Origin of the sequence: Streptomyces sp. NPDC007917 (assembly GCF_042959105.1) — a bacterium.
GTDB lineage: Bacteria > Actinomycetota > Actinomycetes > Streptomycetales > Streptomycetaceae > Streptomyces.
In genome coordinates this window covers 192,265-211,656 of record NZ_JBIBKK010000008.1, presented here as the reverse complement: position 1 = coordinate 211,656, position 19,392 = coordinate 192,265, and the positions used below count along the sequence as shown (strand labels likewise).

The window sequence follows — 19,392 nt, the reverse complement described above, 5'->3', positions numbered from 1 at the left end:
GGGGGTCAGCGGCGGCGGAAGATCGAGCGCAGACCGAAGAACAGGACCGCGGCGGCGGCGAACGTCAGCGCGCCCTTGAGGAGATTGCCGTTCTTCTCCTCCTCCGAGGCCGCACCGGCCCCCGTGGAGTCCCCGCCCCCGTTCTTCTTCTGCTCCTTCGCCGTCGCCCCCGGCAGCAGCTCCCCCTCCAGCTTCACCGCGGTCACCTTGGAGCTCGGGCCCTCCGTGCCGTACATCAGCGTGCCGCCGTCGGGCGTGAAGGTGACCGACTCGCCCTGCCGCTGCAGCGGCAGATCCGGCGCCTCCTCCAGGTCTTCGAGCTTGCCGCCGCGCCACCTGAACTCCGCGACGTCGAAATAGCCGCGGAGCACGAGCCTGCTGGCGTCCGGGGCGAAGGCCCCGTCCGTCACCTCCATGCCGATGTCGTCGACCCGCCGGAAGATATTCGCCCCGGAAGGAGACAGGGTTTTCGGCCCGGCGTACAGCCCGCCGTCCTTCTGGCTCTTGCTCGCGATATAGGCTCGGCCGGTCTTGGGGTCGATCATCATCGCCTCGGCGTTGCGCGGACCGTCCTCGTATTTCACGGTGTACTGGGTTGCCCTGACCGTGGTGTTCTTCAGCGTCTTCGGCTCGGGGAAGCGGTAAATCCACACATGGGACCAGGACCCGCCCAGGTTGTCGCCGATATCGCCGACGTAGATGTCGCCGTCCGGCCCGATCGAGATGGCCTCCACATCGCGCGGGCTGCCGACGCCGCGCATGGTGACCGTCGCGACCGTGCGCCCGGTCTTGCTGTCGACGGCGTAGACGTACGGGCCGTCGTCACTGTCGTTGTGCGTCCAGTAGACGCCCGGGTGGAGGCGGCTGGCCGCCAGGCCGCTGGACTCGGTGATCCTGGAGTCCTCGATCGTGAACGAGGACGGCGACGTGTGGTCGTCGGCGGCGGCCGGGGCGGCGGCGGGCAGAACCACCAGCGCGGCGGCGCCGAGGACGGACGGAAGCGAACGCATGGGCCAAGCCTGCCATCCGGGCCCGGAGCCGAGGGGGCGGCAGTCGGCCAGGGGCGGGTCCGGGGCCGCTACACCTGTCTGATTGACTTCGTCGAGAACGGGCAGATAACGAATGAGCGAGCACTCGACACCGACTCGCCACACAAATTGATAATCTCTGGATCAGTTGTGCTGATCCAGAGATTAATTTTTGGAAATTTATCGGTCAATCGGCGCCAAAGCGGACCACGGCGTTGCGTCGGAGAATAACCCCGCCCTACGGTCTGCCCCATGAGCAATTACGGTGGTTCCTCTTACCCGCAGACCGCGCCGCCCGCCCCCGGGGGCGCTCCGGCGGGCTCCGGACAGGCCAAGAAGTTCGCGATCATCGGGATCGTCGGAGCGGCCCTCGCCCTGGTCGGCTCTTTGGTGAACTGGGTGGTGGGCGGCTCCGGTGATGACACCGGCGGCATCAAGGGCATGGACGGCGACGGCGTGATCACGCTGATCGTCTCCATCGTCGCCGCGCTGGCCCTGGGCGGCGCCCTGGCCACCAAGAAGGCCCAGATCTACCTGGGCGGTGCGGTCCTGTCGCTGGTCACCGCGGTCTTCGCCGTGATCAACATGGTGGACCCGGCGCGCCTGGTCGCCTCGAAGCTGGAGAGCGACGGGGCGTCCGCGGAGGAGGCCGAAAAGTACGCCGACGCTGTCGTGAAGGCTGCTGACATCTCCGCCGGCCCCGGCCTGTACATGGTGCTGATCGGCGCGCTGCTGACCGTGGTCTTCGGCTTCCTCGCTTTCCAGAAGTCCCGCAGCAACTGATCGAAAAGAATGCGGCGATCGAGAAATTCGACGATCGCACCCGAGAGCCCGCTTTTCGGCCGCACCCCGGCCGAGAATGCGGGCATTCGGATTTTCAGGGACCGCCCGGAGTTTTCCTGGGATCATTCGAAATTTTCCCGGACCGCCCGGCGCTATGATCACCGCGTGGCCGATGTCTTTGACCTGATCCTGTCGGTGGACCTCCCCGACACCCTCTCGGACTCCGAGATATCCGAACTCCGCTGGCACCTGGGCCTCGCCCCCCAACCCGCCACCCCCCTGTCCCTCGTGACCGACTACGCCGAACCGCTGATCGGCGACGACGGCGAGCCGGAGGAGGACGAGCAGGGCAACTGGCTGACGCACGACGAGCCGTACCCCGTGCTCGCCGCCAAGGGCGCCGCGACCCGCGCCGGCGGCGTGCTCCTGTCGGCCCTGGAGCCCGGGGCCCGCGGCGGCTGGGCCCTGACGTCCCGCCAGGAGTTCCACCCCGATGAGCTGGACAGGGTGGGCGAGCTGCTGGTCTGGCTGCACGAGCGGGCCGTCGGCCCCCTCGCCTTCCAGTGCCATGTGCGCTTCTACGAAGAGGTCGCGTTCGTACCGGTCCCGGTCGCGGACGGGGAGGTGAACTGGCCCTGACGCGTCCCGGCGGGCCCTTGATTCGAGCGCACTCCAAGGGCTTGGCTAGGTGTTCATGGAGTACACGCAGCTCGGACGTACGGGACTCAAGGTCAGCCGGGTGGTCCTCGGCACCATGAACTTCGGCCCGCAGACCGACGAGGCCGACAGCCACGCGATCATGGATGCCGCGCTCGACGCGGGCATCAACTTCTTCGACACCGCCAACGTCTACGGCTGGGGCGAGAACAAGGGCCGCACCGAGGAGATCATCGGGAGCTGGTTCGCGCAGGGCGGCGGCCGGCGCGAGAAGACCGTGCTGGCGACCAAGGTCTACGGCAACATGGGCGTCGACGGAGAGCCGTGGCCCAACGAGGACAAGCTCTCCGCGCTCAACATCCGCCGCGCGGTCGACGCCAGCCTGAAGCGGCTGGGCACCGACCACATCGACCTGTACCAGTTCCACCACGTCGACCGCTCGACCCCGTGGGACGAGATCTGGCAGGCCATCGACGTCCTGGTGCAGCAGGGCAAGGTCCTCTACGCCGGCTCCTCCAACCACGCCGGCTGGCACATCGCCCAGGCCAACGAGACCGCGCGCAGCCGTGGCTCGCTGGGTCTTGTCAGCGAGCAGTGCCTGTACAACCTGTTCGAGCGGCGCGCCGAGATGGAGGTCATCCCGGCCGCGCAGGAGTACGGCCTCGGGGTGATCCCCTGGTCGCCGCTGCACGGCGGGCTGCTGGGCGGGGCGCTCCGCAAGGAGCGCGACGGCGGCGGAGCCCGCTCCACGTCGGGGCGCAGCGCCGACGTACTGAAGGACAGCGCGGTGCGGGACCAGATCCAGCGTTACGAGGACCTGCTGGACAAGCACGGTCTTGAGCCCGGCGAGGTGGCCCTGGCGTGGCTGCTGACCCGGCCCGGGGTGACCGGCCCGATCGTCGGCCCGCGCACCGCCGAGCAGCTGAGCTCCGCGATCCGCGCGAGCGAGCTGACCCTGAGCGAGGAGCTGCTGACCTCGCTGGACGAGATCTTCCCGGGTACGGGCCCCTCGCCCGAGGCGTTCGCCTGGTAGGGCTCACAGTCTCCATCACGCGCGGTCACGTCACACCATGGCGGCGGCGTACGGCCGAGCCTCGGGCTCAGCCGAACGCCGCCGCCACGGCCACGACGACGAGTATCAGCACGAGCGCACCGCTCATGATCAGGTTCCTGGTCTTGGGATCCACGCCTTGAGGGTAACGGGACCGCTCAGCGCCCCAGCGGCCAGGCGGCCACCACCTCGTAGCGCGGCTGCGCGCCCACGACCCCGGGCGTCGGCGGATGGCTGCGCACCAGGCTGAGCTCGGCCACCGTCCAGGCGCGGCCCTCGAAGTCCTCGAGGGCCGCCACATACGGCCGCAGATCCGCGCCGCCGCGGCAGCGCGCGAGCGTGAGATGCGGGTGGTAGGGGCGGTGCCGGTCCATGGGGAGACCTGCCCGCCGGGCCCCGGCCTCGGTGGAGTCGGCCAGCTGCCCCAGGGTCGCCCGGTCTCCCTCGACGCCCACCCACACCACCTTGTCGGAGAAGCGGCCGCCGCCCGCGAGCCGGACCTCGTGGGGCGGATGGCGGTGGGCCGCCCGGGCCAGCCGCTCGTGCAGCGCGGGCAGCACGCTCTCGTCGACCTGGCCGAAGAAGGCGAGCGTGAAGTGCCAGCCCGCGCGCTCGGTCCAGCGCAGCCCGTCCGCGCCCGGGAGCCCGCGCAGCGCCCCCACCCGGGCGGCGAGCTCGGCGACGGCCGCCTCGGGGGGCAGCACAGCGGCGAAGAGTCTCATCCGCCCAGTCTCCCGCAGCGCCCGCCCGGCCCGCCCGGCTCGGCCGGAGCCGTCCGCCGCGTCAGGCCGCCGCGGGCACCGGCTCGTCCTGCGCGCTCTCCGCGTTCTCAGGGGTTCGCGGTACGAAGGTGAGGTGCGGGCGCCCCGGCCGCAGGTTCACCTTCATCCGCAGGCCGCCCGCCCGTACGAGGATCAGGCCCACCACCACCGCGGCCGCCGCGGAGACCAGCCCGCCCGCGGCGAAGCCGACCCGCGCGCCGTAGGCGTCGGTCAGCCAGCCCACCAGGGGGCCGCCGATCGGGGTGCCGCCCACGAAGACCATCATGAACAGGCTCATCACCCTCCCGCGCATCGCGGGGTCGGTCGCCAGCTGGACGCTGGAGTTCGCCGTCACATTGAAGGTCAGCGAGAAGATCCCGATCGGCACCATGAGCGCGGCGAAGAGCCAGAAGGCCGGGGACAGCGCCGCCGCGATCTCCAGCAGGCCGAACATCAGCGCCGCGCCGACCAGCAGCCGCTGCCTCGTCGCGGACCGCCGGGCGGCCAGCAGCGCGCCGGTCACCGAGCCGACCGCGATCAGCGAGTTGAGCAGGCCGTAGGTGCCCGGTCCCGCGTCGAAGACGTCGTCGGCGAAGGCGCTGAGCCAGATCGGGAAGTTGAAGCCGAAGGTGCCGATGAAGCCGACCAGCACGATGGGCCAGATCAGGTCCGGGCGCCCGGCGACATAGCGCAGCCCCTCACGCAGCTGTCCCTTGCCGCGCGGCGCGCGCTCGACCTTGTGCAGCTCGGAGGGGCGCATCATCAGCAGGCCGATGAGCGGGGCGCCGAACGACAGCCCGTTGAGCAGGAAGGCCCAGCCGCTGCCGACGGCGGTGATCAGCACACCGGCGACCGCCGGGCCCACCAGCCGGGCGGACTGGAAGTTCGCGGAGTTCAGGCTGACCGCGTTGCGCAGGTCCTTGGGTCCGACCATCTCGACGACAAACGCCTGCCGCGTGGGGTTGTCGACGACGGTGACCATGCCGAGGAGGAAGGCGATCAGATAGACGTGCCAGACCTGCACCTGGCCGCTGAGGGTGAGCGCGGCGAGCGCGAGCCCGCACAGCCCGAGCGCGCCCTGGGTGAGCAGCAGCAGCCGGCGCTTGGGGTAGCGGTCGGCGATGACGCCGCCGTACAGCCCGAAGAGCAGCATGGGGAGGAACTGCAGCGCGGTGGTGATGCCGACCGCGGTGGAGGAGCCGGTGAGGCTGAGGACGAGCCAGTCCTGGGCGATACGCGACATCCAGGTGCCGGTGTTGGATATCACCGCACCCGTGGCGAACAGCCGGTAGTTGCGGACCCTCAGGGAGCTGAAGGTCCCGCCCCTGGTGCGCCCGGCTGCGGCGTCACCAGTGGGAACGGTCACGGGGTCGGTATCAGGTGCGGGTGCGGAATCTGCTCCGGGTCCCGTACTCAAAGTGCGTTCGCCTCCTAGGCGGCTCGTTTGCTCACATGTGCGCGAGCTTCTCCAGGACGGGCGCGGCGGCGCGCAGCGCGGCCCACTCCTCCTCGGTCAGCCCGCCGACCAGCTCGGCCAGCCAGGCGTTCCGCCTGCGCCGGCTCTCTTCGAGCATGGCCTCTGCCCGCTCGGTCGGCGAGACGACTTTCTGCCGCCGGTCCTCCGGATGCGGGTCCAGCCTGACCAGTCCCTTGGCTTCGAGCAGCGCCACGATGCGGGTCATCGAGGGCGGCTGGACATGCTCCTTACGGGCGAGTTCACCCGGGGTGGCGGAGCCGCACAGGGCCAGCGTGCCCAGCACGGACATCTCGGTGGGGCTGAGCGATTCGTCGACGCGCTGATGTTTGAGCCGTCGCGACAGGCGCATCACGGCGGATCGCAGTGCGTTCACGGCGGCTGTGTCCTCGTTGCCACCATGGGACAGATCCGGCATGGTCTTTAGCATAACTCATTACCTCGTCTAATGAAACCCGCGTTACAACCCGATGACCTATTCACCCATACGAGTGAGCGCCCGGGACCAGTCGTCCCGGGCGCTCATACGCGAGGTGTCTGTGTGCGGGCGTCAGCCGGAGCCGACCGCCTGCTGGATCGGGTCCAGCAGGAAGTAGACGAGGAAACACAGCCCGACCGCGCTCAGCAGCCAGGGCACCTCCCGCGTCCGCCGGGTCGCGATGCGCAGCAGCAGGTAGGACAGCACGCCGAGGCCGATCCCGTTGGTGATGCTGTACGTGAACGGCATCGAGATCATGGCCAGGAAGGCCGGGACCGCGATCGTGAAGTCGCTCCAGTCGATCTCCTTGACGTTCGCGGCCATGATCAGGAAGCCCACGACCACCAGCGCGGGGGTCGCCGCCTGCGACGGGACGATCTCGGCCAGCGGGGTGAAGACCAGCGCGAGCAGGAAGAGCCCGCCGGTCACCACGTTGGCGAAACCGGTGCGGGCGCCCTCTCCGACGCCCGCCGTGGACTCCACGAAGCAGGTGTTGGCCGAGGCCGAGCCGAAGCCGCCGCCCGCGACCGCGACGCCGTCCATCATCAGGATCCGGCCCATGCCCGGCAGCTGGCCGCGCTCGTCCGTGAGCCCGGCCTCCTCACCGACGCCGATGATCGTGCCCATGGCGTCGAAGAAGCCGGACAGCAGCACGGTGAAGACGAACAGACAGCCGGTGAGGATGCCGACCTCATGGAAGCCGCCGAACAGGCTGATGTGGCCGATCAGCCCGAAGTCCGGGGTGGCGACCACCTTGTCCGGCAGATCGGGGACGGTCAGCCCCCAGTTCCCGTCCGGGATGTCGGCCACGGCGTTGATCACCACCGCGACCACCGTCATGGTCACCATGCCGAGGAGGATCGCGCCGCGCGTCTTGCGGACGACCAGGACGAAGGTGAGCGCGAGCCCGGCCACGAAGACCAGCACCGGCCAGCCCTGAAGCCTGCCGTCGATGCCCAGGCCCATCGGCACGGTGGTCTCGGCCTTGTCCGGGTTACGGGTGACGAAGCCCGAGTCGACCAGGCCGATCAGGGCGATGAACAGTCCGATGCCGATCGCGATCGCGCGGCGCAGCCCGCCCGGGATCGCGTCCATCACCCGCTGCCGCAGCCCGGAGGCCACCAGGAGCATCAGCACCAGGCCCGCCAGGACCACCATGCCCATGGCGTCCGGCCAGCTCATCTTGGGGGCGAGCTGCAGCGAGACCACGGCGTTGATCCCGAGCCCGGCGGCGAGCGCGATCGGGACGTTGCCGATGACCCCCATGAGCACGGTGGTCAGGCCGGCCATCAGGGCGGTGGCGGTGACGAGCTGGGCGTTGTCCAGATGGTGCTGGTACTTGTCCGTACCCGATCCGAGGATGATCGGGTTCAGCACGATGATGTACGCCATCGCAAAGAAGGTCGCCAGACCGCCACGGACCTCCCGAGAGACGGAGGACCCCCGCTCGCTGATCCGGAAGAACCTGTCCAGGCCGTTCCTGGGGGGTGCCGGGGCCTGCTGCTTGGCGTCGGCCGGCGCGGGGGCCGAGGGAGACATGAAGTACCTCAGAGGTGCGTGAACATAACCAACGGGCCATTTTGGATGATCAGACAAGACAATCCCGTCAGGCCCGGATGGTTTCAGTATGAATACATGAAGTGCAAAAACACCAATCCCGGTCCTCACGGACAGCGGGCCGGGTGTGGGGGCGGCGCTCCCGCCGCCCCCACACCCGGCCCGTAAGCTGTGCGCATGACGAAGTGGACCCCCAAGCACGAGGCCCCGGCGCCCCTGGAGGGCAATGTCGTCGCCACGATCACCGGTGGCACGATCGTGTGGTTCGTCCTCTTCCTGGCCCAGCTGCCCTTCTACGGCTGGTACGACGACCACGGCCATCTGTGGTGGCTGTGGACCTGCCTGGCCGGCGGCGGCCTGGGGCTGCTCGGCATCTGGTACGTCCGGGCCCGCGAGGCGGCCATCCGCCGCTCCCGCGAGCCCTGAGCGCCCCGGCCCGGGGCGCCCGGGGCCAGGGACCGTCTACCGCACGCCGCTCACCGCACGCCGCCCACTGCTCACTGCTCACTGCACGTCGATGAAGTCCCCGCCGGCCGTGGCCGGCGGGGTGGTCGAGGTGCCCGCGAAGGTCCAGCGGTACCAGCCGTCCTCCGTGGCCGTGACGGTCGTGTTCAGGGCCCCGCGGCTGCCCGTGGTCACCGTCTTGAGCGTGGTGTACGTATCGCTGTCCCGCTTGCGGAACTGGAGTTGCGCGGGCTGGTTCGTGTAGCCCGCGTAGGCGCCGGTCTCCCAGTTGGCGCGGGTCAGCGCGCCGGTCACGGTCAGGGTCCCGCCCTTCTTCACCGGCTCGGGCGAGGCGTCGACCGTCAGCTTGGACAGCCGCTGCATGGCGAACGAGCCGGCCTGGTCGGAGGTGAAGTAGTCGCGGTCCTTGGCGTCGACCCACGCGCTGACGTACCAGGTGCCCGCCGGGGTGTTGTCGACGAATTCGAGCTCCGGGTCGACGGTGAAGGTCCCCGTACAGGTCGAGGTGGTGGCGTCGGTGGCCGAGGCGACACACTGCACCGTGGCGTCCGGCTGGAGGTAGCCGTACGACGGCCCGTCCAGATAGAGCTCGGCGCGCTTGATGCCCGAGTCGTCCGACGCGGTCACCGCGACCTTGAAGGTTCTGGCGCCCGTCGTCCCGACGGCGATCTTCCCCCCGCCGTCGACCGTGACGTTCGTGATCGTCGTGTCCCCCAATCCGTCCGTCTGGGCCGCCCGGGCCGACGGGGCGGCAAGACCGCCCAGCGCGGTGGCGGCGGTGAACATGGCCAAAGTGGTGCGCTTACGCAGCATCTGTCCCCCCACAGGACTGAGAGGGCCCGGCCGCGGGCATGCGGCACCGGAGCCCGAGAGCAACAACGGTACGATCTTCACTGATCATTCACAACCGTTTCAGTGGTGCCACGATCCTTTCTGGGTACGGAAGTTGCTCACTTCTCACGCCAACTGACCAGTAATGTGTTCTTCATGACCGGCCATGGTTTTCGAGCGGACCAAATCGACACGAGCAAGCCGCACTCGGCTCGCATGTACGACTACTTCCTCGGCGGGAAGACCCACTACTCCGTCGATGCCCGGGCCGCCGAAAAGGTCATGACCGTCTGGCCCGACGTCATCCCGTGGACCCGCGCCAACCGGTCCTTCATGCACCGCGCCACGCACTGGCTGGCCACCGAGGCGGGCATCCGGCAGTTCCTCGACATCGGCACCGGCATCCCCACCGAGCCCAATCTGCACCAGGTCGCCCAGCGGGCGGCCCCCGCCTCCCGGGTCGTCTACGCCGACAACGACCCCATCGTCCTGGCCCACGCGCAGGCGCTGATGCTCTCCACCCCCCAGGGGCGCACCGCCTACCTCCACGCCGACGTCGTGGAACCCGAGGCCATCCTGGCCGCCGACGAGCTGCACGCCACCTTGGACCTCAGCGAGCCGGTCGCGCTGTCCCTGAACGCGCTCATGCACTTCATCGGCGACGACCAGAAGCCGTACGACATCGTCCAGCGGCTGCTGGCCCCCCTGGCGCCGGGCAGCTATCTCGTCCTCTCCCACGGCGCCATCGACCCCCGCCCCGGCCTCTCCGACGCGGTCACCAACCTCTACCGCTCGAGCGGCATCCATGTGCAGGGGCGCACCCACGAGGAGATCACGGCCTTCTTCGACGGGCTGGAGCTCATCGAGCCGGGCGTGGTGATGCCGCACCGGTGGCGGCCGGCGAGCGAGCGGGAGCGGGCGAAGGCGGAGGCGGAGGATCTGTGGATCTACGCGGGGGTGGCACGCAAGGCGTGACGGCGCTCGCTGTCCTCTCCCGGGGCCCCGGGAGAGGACAGCGAGCACGGCCCGGTCAGTCGAACCAGCGGGCGCGGGCCAGTTCGTCGGTGCGGGTCAGGTCCTCCAGCAGGGCCGCCACCTCGAAGCGGCGCGCCCACTGGCCCGCCGCCCAGGCCAGGCCCGCCGCCACGCCCTCCAGCGTCGAGGCGTGCAGCGTGCCGTCCACATAGCGCCAGTCCAGCTCCGTGCGCCCGTCCGGTTCGGGGCCGCCCTCGACCAGCAGCTCCTCGTGCTCGACGTACGACAGCGGGGCGCCCGGCAGCAGTTCGCGCACCGCCGCCGGGACCTCGTGCGGCTCGCCCTGCGAGACGACCGGGGCCGGATACGCCTCGCTCAGCCGCCGCACCTGGAACAGCTCCGCCACCTCCGCCGACCGCCCGGGGGCCACCGGCACCAGCGCCCGGGACTCCGCCTCGGCCAGCGGCATCAGGTCCGGCGCGTCCGCGACCAGCGCGTCCCCCGCGTCGACGACGCGCGGCTCGCCGTCCACCACGGCGCGCAGCTCGTCCGGCAGGGTCACCTGCTCGGGGTCCAGATCGGCCAGGAGCCCGTAGACGGCGTGCAGCTGGGCGGCGGTCACCGGGCGGTCCTCGTCGGCCAGCCGCGCCAGCAGCTCCGCCGCCCCGCCCGGCTCGTCGAGCAGCGCGGCGACCGAGGTGCGCACGCCCAGGGCGCGCAGCACCTGCTCGTCCTCGAACCCGGCCGCGTCCACCGCCTCGTACAGGCCGGCCAGCAGCGGGTCGCCCCCGGCCGCGCGCAGACCGGCCGGCCGGCGCCCGTCGAGCACCGGGTGGCCGCGCAGCCACCAGGCGGTGTACGAGCGCACCGACTCCGTCGTGCCGTCCGGCAGCAGCACCCGCACCGGCGCGGTGAGCGCGTCGCGCAGCGGCGGCTGGGCGAGCATCGCCAGCGCCCTGGGCCAGGCGTCGTCGTCGACCAGGTCCAGGTCCCGTACGGCGACGATCTCGGTGGCCACCGGCGGCACCGGGGCCTCCGGCAGCCGGTCGAGGACGTCCTCGCACCACACGTCGACCGCGTCCAGCAGCCCCACGTCGTCGGGCTCGGCGAAGTCGCCTTCCCGCGGTTCGAGCTCGTCCGGGTCCAGGACCACGTCGGTGGCGCGCACCAGCGTGAAGCCCGCCAGCACGCCGACCGCGGCCAGCGTCTCCTCGCCCCACCGCTCGGCGAGCTCGGCGTCGCACGCGGCCAGCTCGCCCTCCCGCATCACCTGCTCGAAGGCGCTCCCGGGGAAGACCAGCTCGCCCGCGGGGGCCGGCTCCCCCTCCTCGTCGGGCAGCGCCAGCGCGCCCAGCCACGGTTCGTCGCCGGGCGCGAGCCGGGCCTGCTGGACGAGGCCGAGGACCGTCTCGGCGAGCGTGTCGGGGTCGAGCGCGGCGGTGGGCGCGCCCTCGTCCTCCGCGAAGGGGTCGTACTCGTCCTCCGCGTCCAGCGAGTGCGCGACCGCGGCCCGCACCTGCGGTGTGGTCAGTACGGCGCGCGGGGTCGCGGGGGTCGCGCCGAGCTTTTCCAGCAGCGGGTGGGCGGCGTCCGGGTGCGCGACCTTCAGGCCGAGCCGCGCCAGGGTGCGGTGCCGGTCGTCGCCGCCCGCCTCTTCACCCTCGCCCGGCAGCGGCAGCAGCACCTGCCGCGGCCCGATCGTCGTCCGCCCGTCCGCGAGCGGCACCGGCAGCCCGCTGAGCCGGTCCGGGTCGGTGCCGCCCAGCGAGTCGTACAGCCGCCGCCACCACGCCGGGGCGCGCTCGACGCCCGCGAGCCGGTCGATCACCTCGCCGAGCGGCACCCGCGCCACGCCCAGCACCCGCAGCTCCTGCCGCCGCTCCAGACCGGCGGGCAGCAGCGTCGGGAACAGCTCGGCCAGCACCCGGACGGTCTCGGCGCCCGCGCCCTCCAGGATCTCGGCGTCCCGGGGCCGCAGCGCGTACGGCTCGGTGCCCGAGCCGCCCACGAGGACGTCGCCCAGGATGTCGTCGTCCCACCGCTCGGCCGGCGTGCCGCCGCCCGGGTTCCCCGGGCCGCCGCGCGCGGCGTCCGGGCCCAGCGCGTCCGGCGAGGCCGGCCAGCCCGTCTCGGCCCCACCGTCCGTCTCGCCACCCGCTGGAGCGGCGGCGCTGGGCAGGAACGGCACGCGCGGCAGCAGCTCCAGAATCCGCCGCCGCAGCTCACCGTCCAGCTCCCCCTTGCCCAGCGGGCCGGGGACCAGGCCGATCGTCCCGTCCCCCACCGGGTGCCAGTCGCGCAGCAGCGCCGCGTACGCCTCGGCCGCCCGCTCCACCAGGAAGTCCGTCAGCGGCCCCGGGGCGGTGTGGCGGCGGGTCGGCTCCAGCGGGAAGGAGGCGATCAGCAGCGCGGGCACGCCCAGCGGCTCGTCCGTCGGCGTCGGGGCGTGCACCACCGGGGCCGTGTCCGGCCGCGCCGGGGCGCCCTCCGCGTCCACCGGCACCGCCCAGGTCACCGACCACACCGGCCGCAGCCGCTCCTCCACCGGGCGGTCGGCGAGCAGCGCGGCGTCCAGCGGGCCGCCCGCGGTCTCGGTCCGCCACCGGCGGGTCCCCGCACGGCTGTCCTCGACGACCGTGTACGGGCCCGCCCCCTCTGCCCGCGTCTGCGCCAGTGTCCGTACGCCCTCGGGCGTCTCGACCACGACCTCCGCCAGGCCCGGCAGCGTGATCAGCAGCGCGTCGTCGATCCCGGCCAGCAGCCGCTCCACCACGTCCTGCGCGGCGCCGTCGCGCAGCGGCAGCACGACCACCGTGTCGTACCCCTGCGGCGCGGTGCCCTCGGCGGGCAGCGGCAGGCGCAGCAGCGGTACGTGCCCGTCACGGCGGCGCAGCTCGTCCCCGAGGCCGGGGCTCGCCGCCGCCGCGCCGTACGCCAGTTCGCGCGCCTCCGCCAGCGACCAGCGCACCCCGCCCGAGCGGCCCACGACCGCGGGTTCGTCGCTGACCGCGAGCACCGCCGCGAAGCCCACCCCGAACCGGCCGACCGCCGCGCCGGGCTCGTCCCACGCGGCGGTGTCCCGCTTCGCCGACGCGCGCAGCGTCGACAGCGACTCCACGCCGGCCGCGTCCAGCGGAGCCCCGGTGTTGGCCACCGCCAGCACGGCGGGCTCGCCGTCCCGCGCCGGGTGCAGGGTCAGCCGCAGCCGGCCGGGCACCCCGGCGCGGGCGGCGGCGTCCGAGGCGTTCTGCGCCAACTCGACCACGAGGCGGTCCCGGTGGCCGCCCAGCGCCAGGTCCTCCTCGGCGTTGGCGTCCTCCCGGAACCTCGCGGGCGAAGCGGCCCAGGCGTCCAGCACGCCGCGCCGCAGCCGCGCGGTCCCGAACGGATCCACGTCCTCCGTCGCGCCTCGCACCATCGCCGTGCTGCTCACGTGTCGCCTCCGGGGTCCTGGTCGGGGACCGTTTGGGTCCGTCTGGGTCAGTCCGGGGAATGCGTCCCGCGTCACCGAGTTCCCCCGCGGCCCGCCTTCCCCACTGCTGTCGCCGAACGTACCGCCATCTCGCTCTCGATCTCGCGGCGCCCTCCTTCCATCCTGCGCGTGAGCGCGCCGCGGGATCGGAGGACGCCGGCAGACGTCAGGAGCCGCCGGCAGACGTCACGAGACGCAGGCAGACGTCATGAGACGCAGGCCGACGTCACAAGACACGGGCAGACGTCACAAGACGCGGGAGAGGGGAGAGCAGGCGCCGAGAGGCGAGGTCCGGGGGCGATCAGGAGTGGCCGAGCTCTTCCGCCGGAGTATCCGCCTCCACGGACCCCCCGGTCCGCTCCGCGGGCCCCCGCAGCGCCAGCGGCTCGACGACCGTCTCGTCGATCACCGGCGGCGCCGGGCGCGGCGGCTTCGGCATGACGGCGGCCTCGGAGTGCGCCCCGCAGCCGTACGCCAGGGACACCACGCGCCCGTCCGCCGGGCTGAACTCATTGGCGCACACCCCGAACGCCTGCCGCAGCGACCCCGCGAGCGGCATCAGGAAGCCGCAGGTCGAGCAGGACGCGGGGGCGGCCTGCGCCATCGGCGTCTTCGCGCCGAACGCGTCGTCCCAGCGCTCCGCCGCGACATGCAGCCCGTAGCGGGACAGCACGCGGGCGCGGCGCATGCCCAGCTCCTCGGCGAGCGCCGCGATGCTCCCGACCGCGGGCGCCGTCTCCTGCGCGGCGGGCGCGCCCGCCGTCACATCGGCGTCCTCGACCGCCGCGAGCTGCTGCATCTCCTCCGAGACGACGGAGTTCGGCGGCGGGATGTCCTCGCCCGAGTAGCCGGGCTCCAGCCGCAGGTCCTCGGCCTCGCTGGGGAGCAGGTCGCCCGGGCCGAGGTCGCCGGGGCGCAGCCGCTCGCTCCAGGGCACCCACTCCGGCGCCAGCAGCGCGTCCGGGCCGGGCAGCAGCACCGTCTCGTCGACGGTGACGACCTTCGCGCGGGAGGCGCGGGTGACGGTCACCGCCCAGCGCCAGCCCCGGTAGCCCGGCTCCTGGCACTCGAAGAGGTGGGTGACGACGCGGTCCGCGTCGGCGACGGCGCGCACGTGCTCGCCGACCGTGCCTGGATGGGCGGCCTCCGCGGCCGCCTCACGGGCGAGCTCGACCGCCTCGGCGCACAGGCGGTCGGGGGTACGGCTTCGCATCGCAGCACTCACAGGATCGATTCTCTCTTCCACGCCGTCGCAGCCGTTTGACGAGTGCACCAGCCGCACGGCCGGGACGCGGGACCGCGGACGGAGCGGACCATGGGGCCGCGTCGACGTCCGCGCCCGATCCGGCCTCGGGCGCACCTTGTATGTCCCATCCATTCTGCGGGATGGCGACTCGGCGCGTGGCCAAGAACGACCGTCGGTGGCGCGTAACGCACGCTACCCTGTCCGGCCCGCCCGGCCCCACCCCCGTCCGCCCCGAAGCGACGGATGAAGCCATCCGGAAGCCCCTCCCAGGCCAATAAGAAGCCCCCCGCAGGCCCATAAAGGGGAACAGATAGTTCCGGATGGCGGTCGGGGGCCTCACATACCGGCCGTCTTGGCTGCACCATGGTCGGGTGGAAGTCACGAGGTTCATCGGCGACGGCCCGATCCGCCGGCACGGCCGTCGAATCGGCCGGGCCCTGCACCTCCCCTTCACCGCGACCGGCAGAGGCATCCGCCGGGCCACCCATGCGCACGGCGCCGGCGAATCCGGCCTCGGCAAGCTGATCGAGCTGCACGCCGTGAACTCCGCGGGCGACATGCTGATCACCGTCGCCCTCGCCTCCACCGTCTTCTTCTCCGTGCCGACCGCCGAGGCGCGCGGTCGGGTCGCCCTCTACCTGGCCATCACCATGGCCCCCTTCGCCCTCCTCGCCCCCGTCGTCGGCCCGCTGCTCGACCGCCTCCCGCACGGCCGCCGCGCCGCGATGGCGAGCGCCATGCTCGCCCGCGCGGTGCTCGCGCTCACGATGGCGGGCGCGGTGGCGGGCGGCGGGCTCGAGCTGTATCCGGCGGCGCTGGGCGTGCTGGTGGCCTCCAAGTCGTACGGCGTCGTACGGTCCGCCGTCGTGCCACGCCTGCTCCCGCCCCGCTTCTCACTGGTCAAGGCGAACTCGCGGGTCACGCTCGCCGGGCTGCTGGCGACCGGCCTGGCGGCGCCCGTCGGGGCCGGGCTGCACCAGGTAGGGCCGAGCTGGCCGCTGTACGGGGCGTGCGCGGTGTTCATCGGGGGCGGCTTCCTCTCCTTCACGCTGCCGCACAAGGTCGACTCGGCGAAGGGCGAGGGCAAGGTGCAGCTCACCTCCGGCGAGCACCATCTGCATCGGCCGAAGCCCACGCACCCGGCGAGCGGCAAAGACCCAGACCACAAAACGAGCGATGCAAGCGGCACAAGCGACACAAGCGACACAAGCGATACGGCCGACACGGCTGCCGCGGCTGACGCGGCGGGCGGCAAGGCGGGCGGCAAGGCCCCGCCCCCGCGCCGCGTCGGCCTGCGCAACGTCAGCCCCTCCGTGCTGCACGCCCTGGAGGCGTGCTCCTCCCTCAAGTCGCTCTCCGGCTTTCTGACCTTCTTCCTCGCCTTCCTCCTCCGCGAGCACCCCCTGGGCGGGCTGACCCCCGAGGTCTCGCTCGGCGTGGCGGCGGTCGCGGCGGGGGCGGGCAACGCGCTGGGCACGGCGATCGGCGCCTGGCTGCGGGGGCGCGGACCGGAGCGGATCATCGCGGTGGTGCTGACCTCGGCCCTGGGGGTGCTCCTCGTGTCGGCCGCCCTCTACAGCGCCGTCATGGTCGCCGTCGTGGCCGCGACCGCCGGACTCGCGCTGGCGCTGGCCAAGCAGTCGCTGGACGCGCTGATCCAGCGCGATGTGCCCGAGCAGGTCCGTACCTCCGCCTTCTCCCGCTCGGAGACCACGCTGCAGCTGGCCTGGGTCGTCGGCGGGGCCGTGGGCATCGTCCTCCCGCTCAGCGGCGTCCTCGGCATGGCGGCCGCGGGCGCGATGATCGCGCTGGGCGCGGCGGCGAGCGTACGGGGGCTGCTGGCGGCCGCCCGGCAGGGAGCGGCACACCCCCGCGTGGCTTGATCAACCCTGCCCGGTAGCCTGCCCGCATGACCGCTGCGCTGTTTACCAGGGGCAAGGGCCGCCGCGCCGCCACCGCCGCCTGTGTCGTGTCCCTCGGCTTCGTCGCCCTCTCCGCCTGCGACAAGCCGACCCCGCTGGCGACGGTCACGGTCGGTTCGAAGACCGTGACGACCGAGGCCGCCAAGGGCTGCTACAAGGACGGCGACGTCGTCGCCAAGTCCGAGAAGAAGGTCACGGCGTGCCTGACCAAGAAGCCCGAGCAGACGCTGTCGGTCACCCCCGGCGAGAAGGTGCGGGTCGGCGTCGACCCGAAGATCGCCGAGTCGGGATGGCTCGTGATAAGCGAGGCCCACGGGCTCGTCAACGGCCAGTCCAAGAAGACCTACCGCAGCCTCGACAGCGACAAGCTGTTCGAGCAGACGAACCCGCGGACCGGCACCACGACCACCCTCGACACCGTCACGATCGTGGTGGTGGAGACCGGCGACGGCAACGGGATCAAGGGCGCTTGGCCGATCAAGCTCAAGCGCGACATCTGACGCCCGGCGCCTGACCTGACTCAGTCATCGGCCGCCGTCGGCCGCAGTCGGGAGATCCGCGAGATCCGCGAGATCCAGGAGATCCGGGAGCCGCTGATGCGCGTACTCGTCGTCACCGCCGTGCCCGCCGAGCGGGACGCGGTGGTACGTGGCGTCAGCGCGACAGCGGCAGCGGTCGAGGCGGAGGCCGGAGCCGGAGCCGGGGCCGCTGAAGCCGAGGTCTCCATGCCCGGCGGGCGGACGCTGCACCGGGTCGTACGCCCCCCTCTCACCGTGGACGCGCTGGACGCCGGGGTCGGCCCCGCCGCCGCTGCGGCGGCGACCGCCACGGCCCTCACCGCCGCCGAGCTCGGGCACGCGCCGTACGGGCTCGTCGTCTCGGCCGGCATCGGCGGCGGCTTCGCCCCCGCGGCCCTCGGCTCCGTGGTCGTCGGCGAGGCGATCGTCGCCGCCGACCTGGGCGCCGAGACCCCCGACGGCTTCGCCGCCGTCACCGACCTCGGCTTCGGGACCGTCGAGCACCTTCCGCCGCCCGCGCTCGTACGGGCCGTGGCCGAGGCCACGGGGGCGGTGCGCGGCACGGTGCTCACCGTCTCGACCGTGACCGGCACCGCCGGGCGCGCCGCGGAGCTGCGCCGGCGGCACCCGGGCGCCGCCGCCGAGGCGATGGAGGGCTTCGGGGTGGCCGAGGCGGCCGCCGCGCACGGCGTGCCCGTTCTGGAGCTGCGGGCGGTCTCCAACGCCGTCGGCCCGCGCGACCGGGCCGCCTGGCGGATCCGCGAGGCGCTCGACGCCCTGGCGGACGCCTTCCGTCACCTCCCGCCCGCCCTCGCCACCTGGAAGGGACCCCGCAGATGACCGCCCAGCCGCAGCCGCAGTCGCAGTCGCAGTCGCAGTCGCAGTCGCTGAGCATCGCGTACTCGCCCTGCCCGAACGACACGTTCGTCTTCCACGCGTGGGCCCACGGCCGCGTCCCGGACGCGCCCGCGATCGACGTCACCTTCGCCGACATCGACATCACCAACGGCATGGCGGAGCGCGGCGAGCGCGATGTGCTGAAGGTGTCGTACGCCGTCCTGCCGTGGATCCTGCGCGACTACGCGCTGGTGCCCTGCGGCGGCGCGCTGGGGCGCGGCTGCGGCCCGCTGGTGCTCACCAAGGAGCCCGGACGGGCCAAGGACCTGGCGGGCAGGACGGTCGCCGTGCCGAGCGAGCGCTCAACGGCGTATCTGCTCTTCCGGCTGTGGGCGGCCGGCGAGGTGCCGGGCGGGGTGGGCAGGGTCGTCGTGCTGCCGTTCGACCAGATCATGCCCGCCGTACGGGACGGCCGGGTCGACGCCGGGCTGGTCATCCACGAAGCCCGATTCACCTATCAGAACTACGGCCTGCACTGCCTGGCTGACATGGGCGAGCACTGGGAGCTCACCACGGGCCTGCCGATCCCCCTCGGCGCGATCGTCGCGAAGCGGTCGTTGGGCGCCGAGCGGCTGCGGGCCATCGCCGAGGCCACTCGTACGTCCGTACGGGCGGCCTGGGACGACCCGGCGGCCTCGCGCGGATATGTCCTGGAGCACGCGCAGGAGATGGACCCGGCCGTCGCCGATCAGCACATCGGGCTCTACGTGAACGAATTCACCGCCGACCTGGGCGAGGACGGCTACGCCGCGGTGCGCGGGCTGCTCACACGTGCGGCGGCCGAGGGGCTGGTGCCACCCCTCGGCCACGGCGCGCTGGAATTCGTCCGACCGGACTCCTAGACGTCGAGCTGGTCGGCCACCGCCCGCAGCATGCCCGCGATCTTGTGGCCGTGTGCCTTGTCGGGGTAGCGCCCGCGCTCCAACTGCTGCGTCACGTTCTCCAACAGCGTGGTCAGGTCCTGGACGATGGACGCCAGCTCGTCGGGCTTGCGCCGCTGGGCGGCCGCGACAGAGGGGGTCGGCTCCAGCACCGTCACCGAAAGCGCCTGGTCACCACGGTTGCCGGCCACGACGCCGAACTCGACCCGCTGTCCTGGCTTCAGCGAGTCCACGCCTTCCGGGAGCACTGACGAGTGGACGAAGACGTCGCCGCCGTCGTCACGGGAGAGAAAGCCGAAGCCCTTCTCGCTGTTGAACCACTTGACCTTGCCGGTAGGCACGTCTGTCCTCGTCCTCGTCACTCGTCGGAAAAGCACGTAAAAACTGCTCTGGATA

18 protein-coding genes are annotated in these 19,392 nt (G+C 72.3%); 9 read left to right on the top strand and 9 right to left on the bottom strand.

Annotated elements, in window-relative coordinates:
* Positions 1–5 precede the first annotated feature (5 nt).
* Positions 6–1,010 carry a hypothetical protein gene (locus ACFZDL_RS18085; RefSeq protein ID WP_353588572.1) on the bottom strand — a complete coding sequence of 335 codons (1,005 nt, stop codon included), beginning with the start codon at positions 1,008–1,010 and terminating at the stop codon, positions 6–8.
* A gap of 270 nt (positions 1,011–1,280) precedes the next feature.
* Here ACFZDL_RS18085 and ACFZDL_RS18080 point away from each other — a divergent pair, with 270 nt between their 5' ends.
* The 3 genes from ACFZDL_RS18080 to ACFZDL_RS18070 all read left to right on the top strand — a co-directional run bounded on the left by ACFZDL_RS18080 (position 1,281) and on the right by ACFZDL_RS18070 (position 3,501).
* Positions 1,281–1,811 (top strand): hypothetical protein, encoded by a 531-nt coding sequence (locus ACFZDL_RS18080; RefSeq protein WP_353588574.1) that lies wholly within the window; start codon positions 1,281–1,283, stop codon positions 1,809–1,811.
* A 165-nt stretch (positions 1,812–1,976) separates the two neighbouring features.
* The gene (locus ACFZDL_RS18075) at positions 1,977–2,450 is read left to right on the top strand and encodes a hypothetical protein (protein WP_353588576.1); all 474 of its coding nucleotides are present in this window, start codon (positions 1,977–1,979) and stop codon (positions 2,448–2,450) included.
* 55 nt (positions 2,451–2,505) lie between these two features.
* Complete coding sequence (locus tag ACFZDL_RS18070) at positions 2,506–3,501, top strand: aldo/keto reductase (RefSeq protein ID WP_353588578.1); 996 nt, start codon at positions 2,506–2,508, stop codon at positions 3,499–3,501.
* 176 nt (positions 3,502–3,677) lie between these two features.
* Here the strand turns inward: ACFZDL_RS18070 and thpR are convergent, their stop codons facing one another.
* The 4 genes from thpR to ACFZDL_RS18050 all read right to left on the bottom strand — a co-directional run bounded on the left by thpR (position 3,678) and on the right by ACFZDL_RS18050 (position 7,771).
* On the bottom strand, positions 3,678–4,241 hold the full coding sequence (thpR, locus tag ACFZDL_RS18065; RefSeq protein ID WP_353588580.1) for an RNA 2',3'-cyclic phosphodiesterase: 564 nt from the start codon (positions 4,239–4,241) through the stop codon (positions 3,678–3,680).
* 61 nt (positions 4,242–4,302) lie between these two features.
* Complete coding sequence (locus tag ACFZDL_RS18060) at positions 4,303–5,697, bottom strand: MFS transporter (RefSeq protein WP_353588581.1); 1,395 nt, start codon at positions 5,695–5,697, stop codon at positions 4,303–4,305.
* 31 nt (positions 5,698–5,728) lie between these two features.
* Positions 5,729–6,172, bottom strand: a complete 444-nt coding sequence (locus ACFZDL_RS18055) for a MarR family transcriptional regulator (RefSeq protein WP_353588583.1) — start codon at positions 6,170–6,172, stop codon at positions 5,729–5,731.
* A 132-nt stretch (positions 6,173–6,304) separates the two neighbouring features.
* Entirely contained in the window at positions 6,305–7,771 is a 1,467-nt protein-coding gene (locus ACFZDL_RS18050; RefSeq protein ID WP_353588585.1) for an NCS2 family permease, read from the bottom strand.
* A gap of 195 nt (positions 7,772–7,966) precedes the next feature.
* Between ACFZDL_RS18050 and ACFZDL_RS18045 the strand changes: the two genes are divergently transcribed.
* Positions 7,967–8,215: a DUF2530 domain-containing protein gene (locus ACFZDL_RS18045; protein ID WP_353588587.1), complete on the top strand. Its 249-nt coding sequence runs from the start codon at positions 7,967–7,969 to the stop codon at positions 8,213–8,215.
* Positions 8,216–8,293: 78 nt separating this feature from the next.
* Here the strand turns inward: ACFZDL_RS18045 and ACFZDL_RS18040 are convergent, their stop codons facing one another.
* Positions 8,294–9,064, bottom strand: a complete 771-nt coding sequence (locus ACFZDL_RS18040) for a calcium-binding protein (protein WP_353588954.1) — start codon at positions 9,062–9,064, stop codon at positions 8,294–8,296.
* 177 nt (positions 9,065–9,241) lie between these two features.
* On the opposite strand from ACFZDL_RS18040, the gene ACFZDL_RS18035 reads away from it, so the two are divergent.
* Complete coding sequence (locus ACFZDL_RS18035; protein ID WP_353588589.1) at positions 9,242–10,060, top strand: SAM-dependent methyltransferase; 819 nt, start codon at positions 9,242–9,244, stop codon at positions 10,058–10,060.
* Between the two features lie 55 nt (positions 10,061–10,115).
* On the opposite strand, the gene ACFZDL_RS18030 is transcribed toward ACFZDL_RS18035, so the two are convergent.
* Positions 10,116–13,478 carry a sacsin N-terminal ATP-binding-like domain-containing protein gene (locus ACFZDL_RS18030; RefSeq protein ID WP_353588956.1) on the bottom strand — a complete coding sequence of 1,121 codons (3,363 nt, stop codon included), beginning with the start codon at positions 13,476–13,478 and terminating at the stop codon, positions 10,116–10,118.
* A gap of 355 nt (positions 13,479–13,833) precedes the next feature.
* Complete coding sequence (locus ACFZDL_RS18025) at positions 13,834–14,745, bottom strand: DUF3027 domain-containing protein (RefSeq protein ID WP_353588591.1); 912 nt, start codon at positions 14,743–14,745, stop codon at positions 13,834–13,836.
* 404 nt (positions 14,746–15,149) lie between these two features.
* Between ACFZDL_RS18025 and ACFZDL_RS18020 the strand changes: the two genes are divergently transcribed.
* The 4 genes from ACFZDL_RS18020 to ACFZDL_RS18005 all read left to right on the top strand — a co-directional run bounded on the left by ACFZDL_RS18020 (position 15,150) and on the right by ACFZDL_RS18005 (position 18,957).
* Complete coding sequence (locus tag ACFZDL_RS18020) at positions 15,150–16,661, top strand: MFS transporter (RefSeq protein ID WP_353588593.1); 1,512 nt, start codon at positions 15,150–15,152, stop codon at positions 16,659–16,661.
* Positions 16,662–16,687: 26 nt separating this feature from the next.
* Positions 16,688–17,200, top strand: a complete 513-nt coding sequence (locus ACFZDL_RS18015; RefSeq protein ID WP_353588595.1) for a hypothetical protein — start codon at positions 16,688–16,690, stop codon at positions 17,198–17,200.
* Positions 17,201–17,296: 96 nt separating this feature from the next.
* Positions 17,297–18,058, top strand: coding sequence for a futalosine hydrolase (locus ACFZDL_RS18010; protein WP_353588597.1), 762 nt, complete (start codon positions 17,297–17,299; stop codon positions 18,056–18,058).
* On the top strand, positions 18,055–18,957 hold the full coding sequence (locus ACFZDL_RS18005; RefSeq protein ID WP_353588599.1) for a 1,4-dihydroxy-6-naphthoate synthase: 903 nt from the start codon (positions 18,055–18,057) through the stop codon (positions 18,955–18,957). Before ACFZDL_RS18010 ends, ACFZDL_RS18005 begins: the two co-directional genes overlap by 4 nt.
* Here ACFZDL_RS18005 and ACFZDL_RS18000 read toward each other — a convergent pair.
* A complete protein-coding gene (locus ACFZDL_RS18000; RefSeq protein WP_030828368.1) occupies positions 18,954–19,337 on the bottom strand; it encodes a cold-shock protein in 384 nt (127 codons plus the stop codon). The two genes, ACFZDL_RS18005 and ACFZDL_RS18000, sit on opposite strands and share 4 nt — an antisense overlap.
* Positions 19,338–19,392: the final 55 nt, after the last annotated feature.

Coding starts and splice junctions, on each gene's coding strand:
- ACFZDL_RS18085 (WP_353588572.1), bottom strand. CDS start 1,010: ATGCGTTCGCTTCCGTCCGTCCTCGGCGCCGCCGCGCTGGTGGTTCTG.
- ACFZDL_RS18080 (WP_353588574.1), top strand. CDS start 1,281: ATGAGCAATTACGGTGGTTCCTCTTACCCGCAGACCGCGCCGCCCGCC.
- ACFZDL_RS18070 (WP_353588578.1), top strand. CDS start 2,506: ATGGAGTACACGCAGCTCGGACGTACGGGACTCAAGGTCAGCCGGGTG.
- thpR (WP_353588580.1), bottom strand. CDS start 4,241: ATGAGACTCTTCGCCGCTGTGCTGCCCCCCGAGGCGGCCGTCGCCGAG.
- ACFZDL_RS18055 (WP_353588583.1), bottom strand. CDS start 6,172: ATGCCGGATCTGTCCCATGGTGGCAACGAGGACACAGCCGCCGTGAAC.
- ACFZDL_RS18050 (WP_353588585.1), bottom strand. CDS start 7,771: ATGTCTCCCTCGGCCCCCGCGCCGGCCGACGCCAAGCAGCAGGCCCCG.
- ACFZDL_RS18045 (WP_353588587.1), top strand. CDS start 7,967: ATGACGAAGTGGACCCCCAAGCACGAGGCCCCGGCGCCCCTGGAGGGC.
- ACFZDL_RS18035 (WP_353588589.1), top strand. CDS start 9,242: ATGACCGGCCATGGTTTTCGAGCGGACCAAATCGACACGAGCAAGCCG.
- ACFZDL_RS18030 (WP_353588956.1), bottom strand. CDS start 13,478: ATGGTGCGAGGCGCGACGGAGGACGTGGATCCGTTCGGGACCGCGCGG.
- ACFZDL_RS18025 (WP_353588591.1), bottom strand. CDS start 14,745: ATGCGAAGCCGTACCCCCGACCGCCTGTGCGCCGAGGCGGTCGAGCTC.
- ACFZDL_RS18015 (WP_353588595.1), top strand. CDS start 16,688: ATGACCGCTGCGCTGTTTACCAGGGGCAAGGGCCGCCGCGCCGCCACC.
- ACFZDL_RS18010 (WP_353588597.1), top strand. CDS start 17,297: ATGCGCGTACTCGTCGTCACCGCCGTGCCCGCCGAGCGGGACGCGGTG.
- ACFZDL_RS18005 (WP_353588599.1), top strand. CDS start 18,055: ATGACCGCCCAGCCGCAGCCGCAGTCGCAGTCGCAGTCGCAGTCGCAG.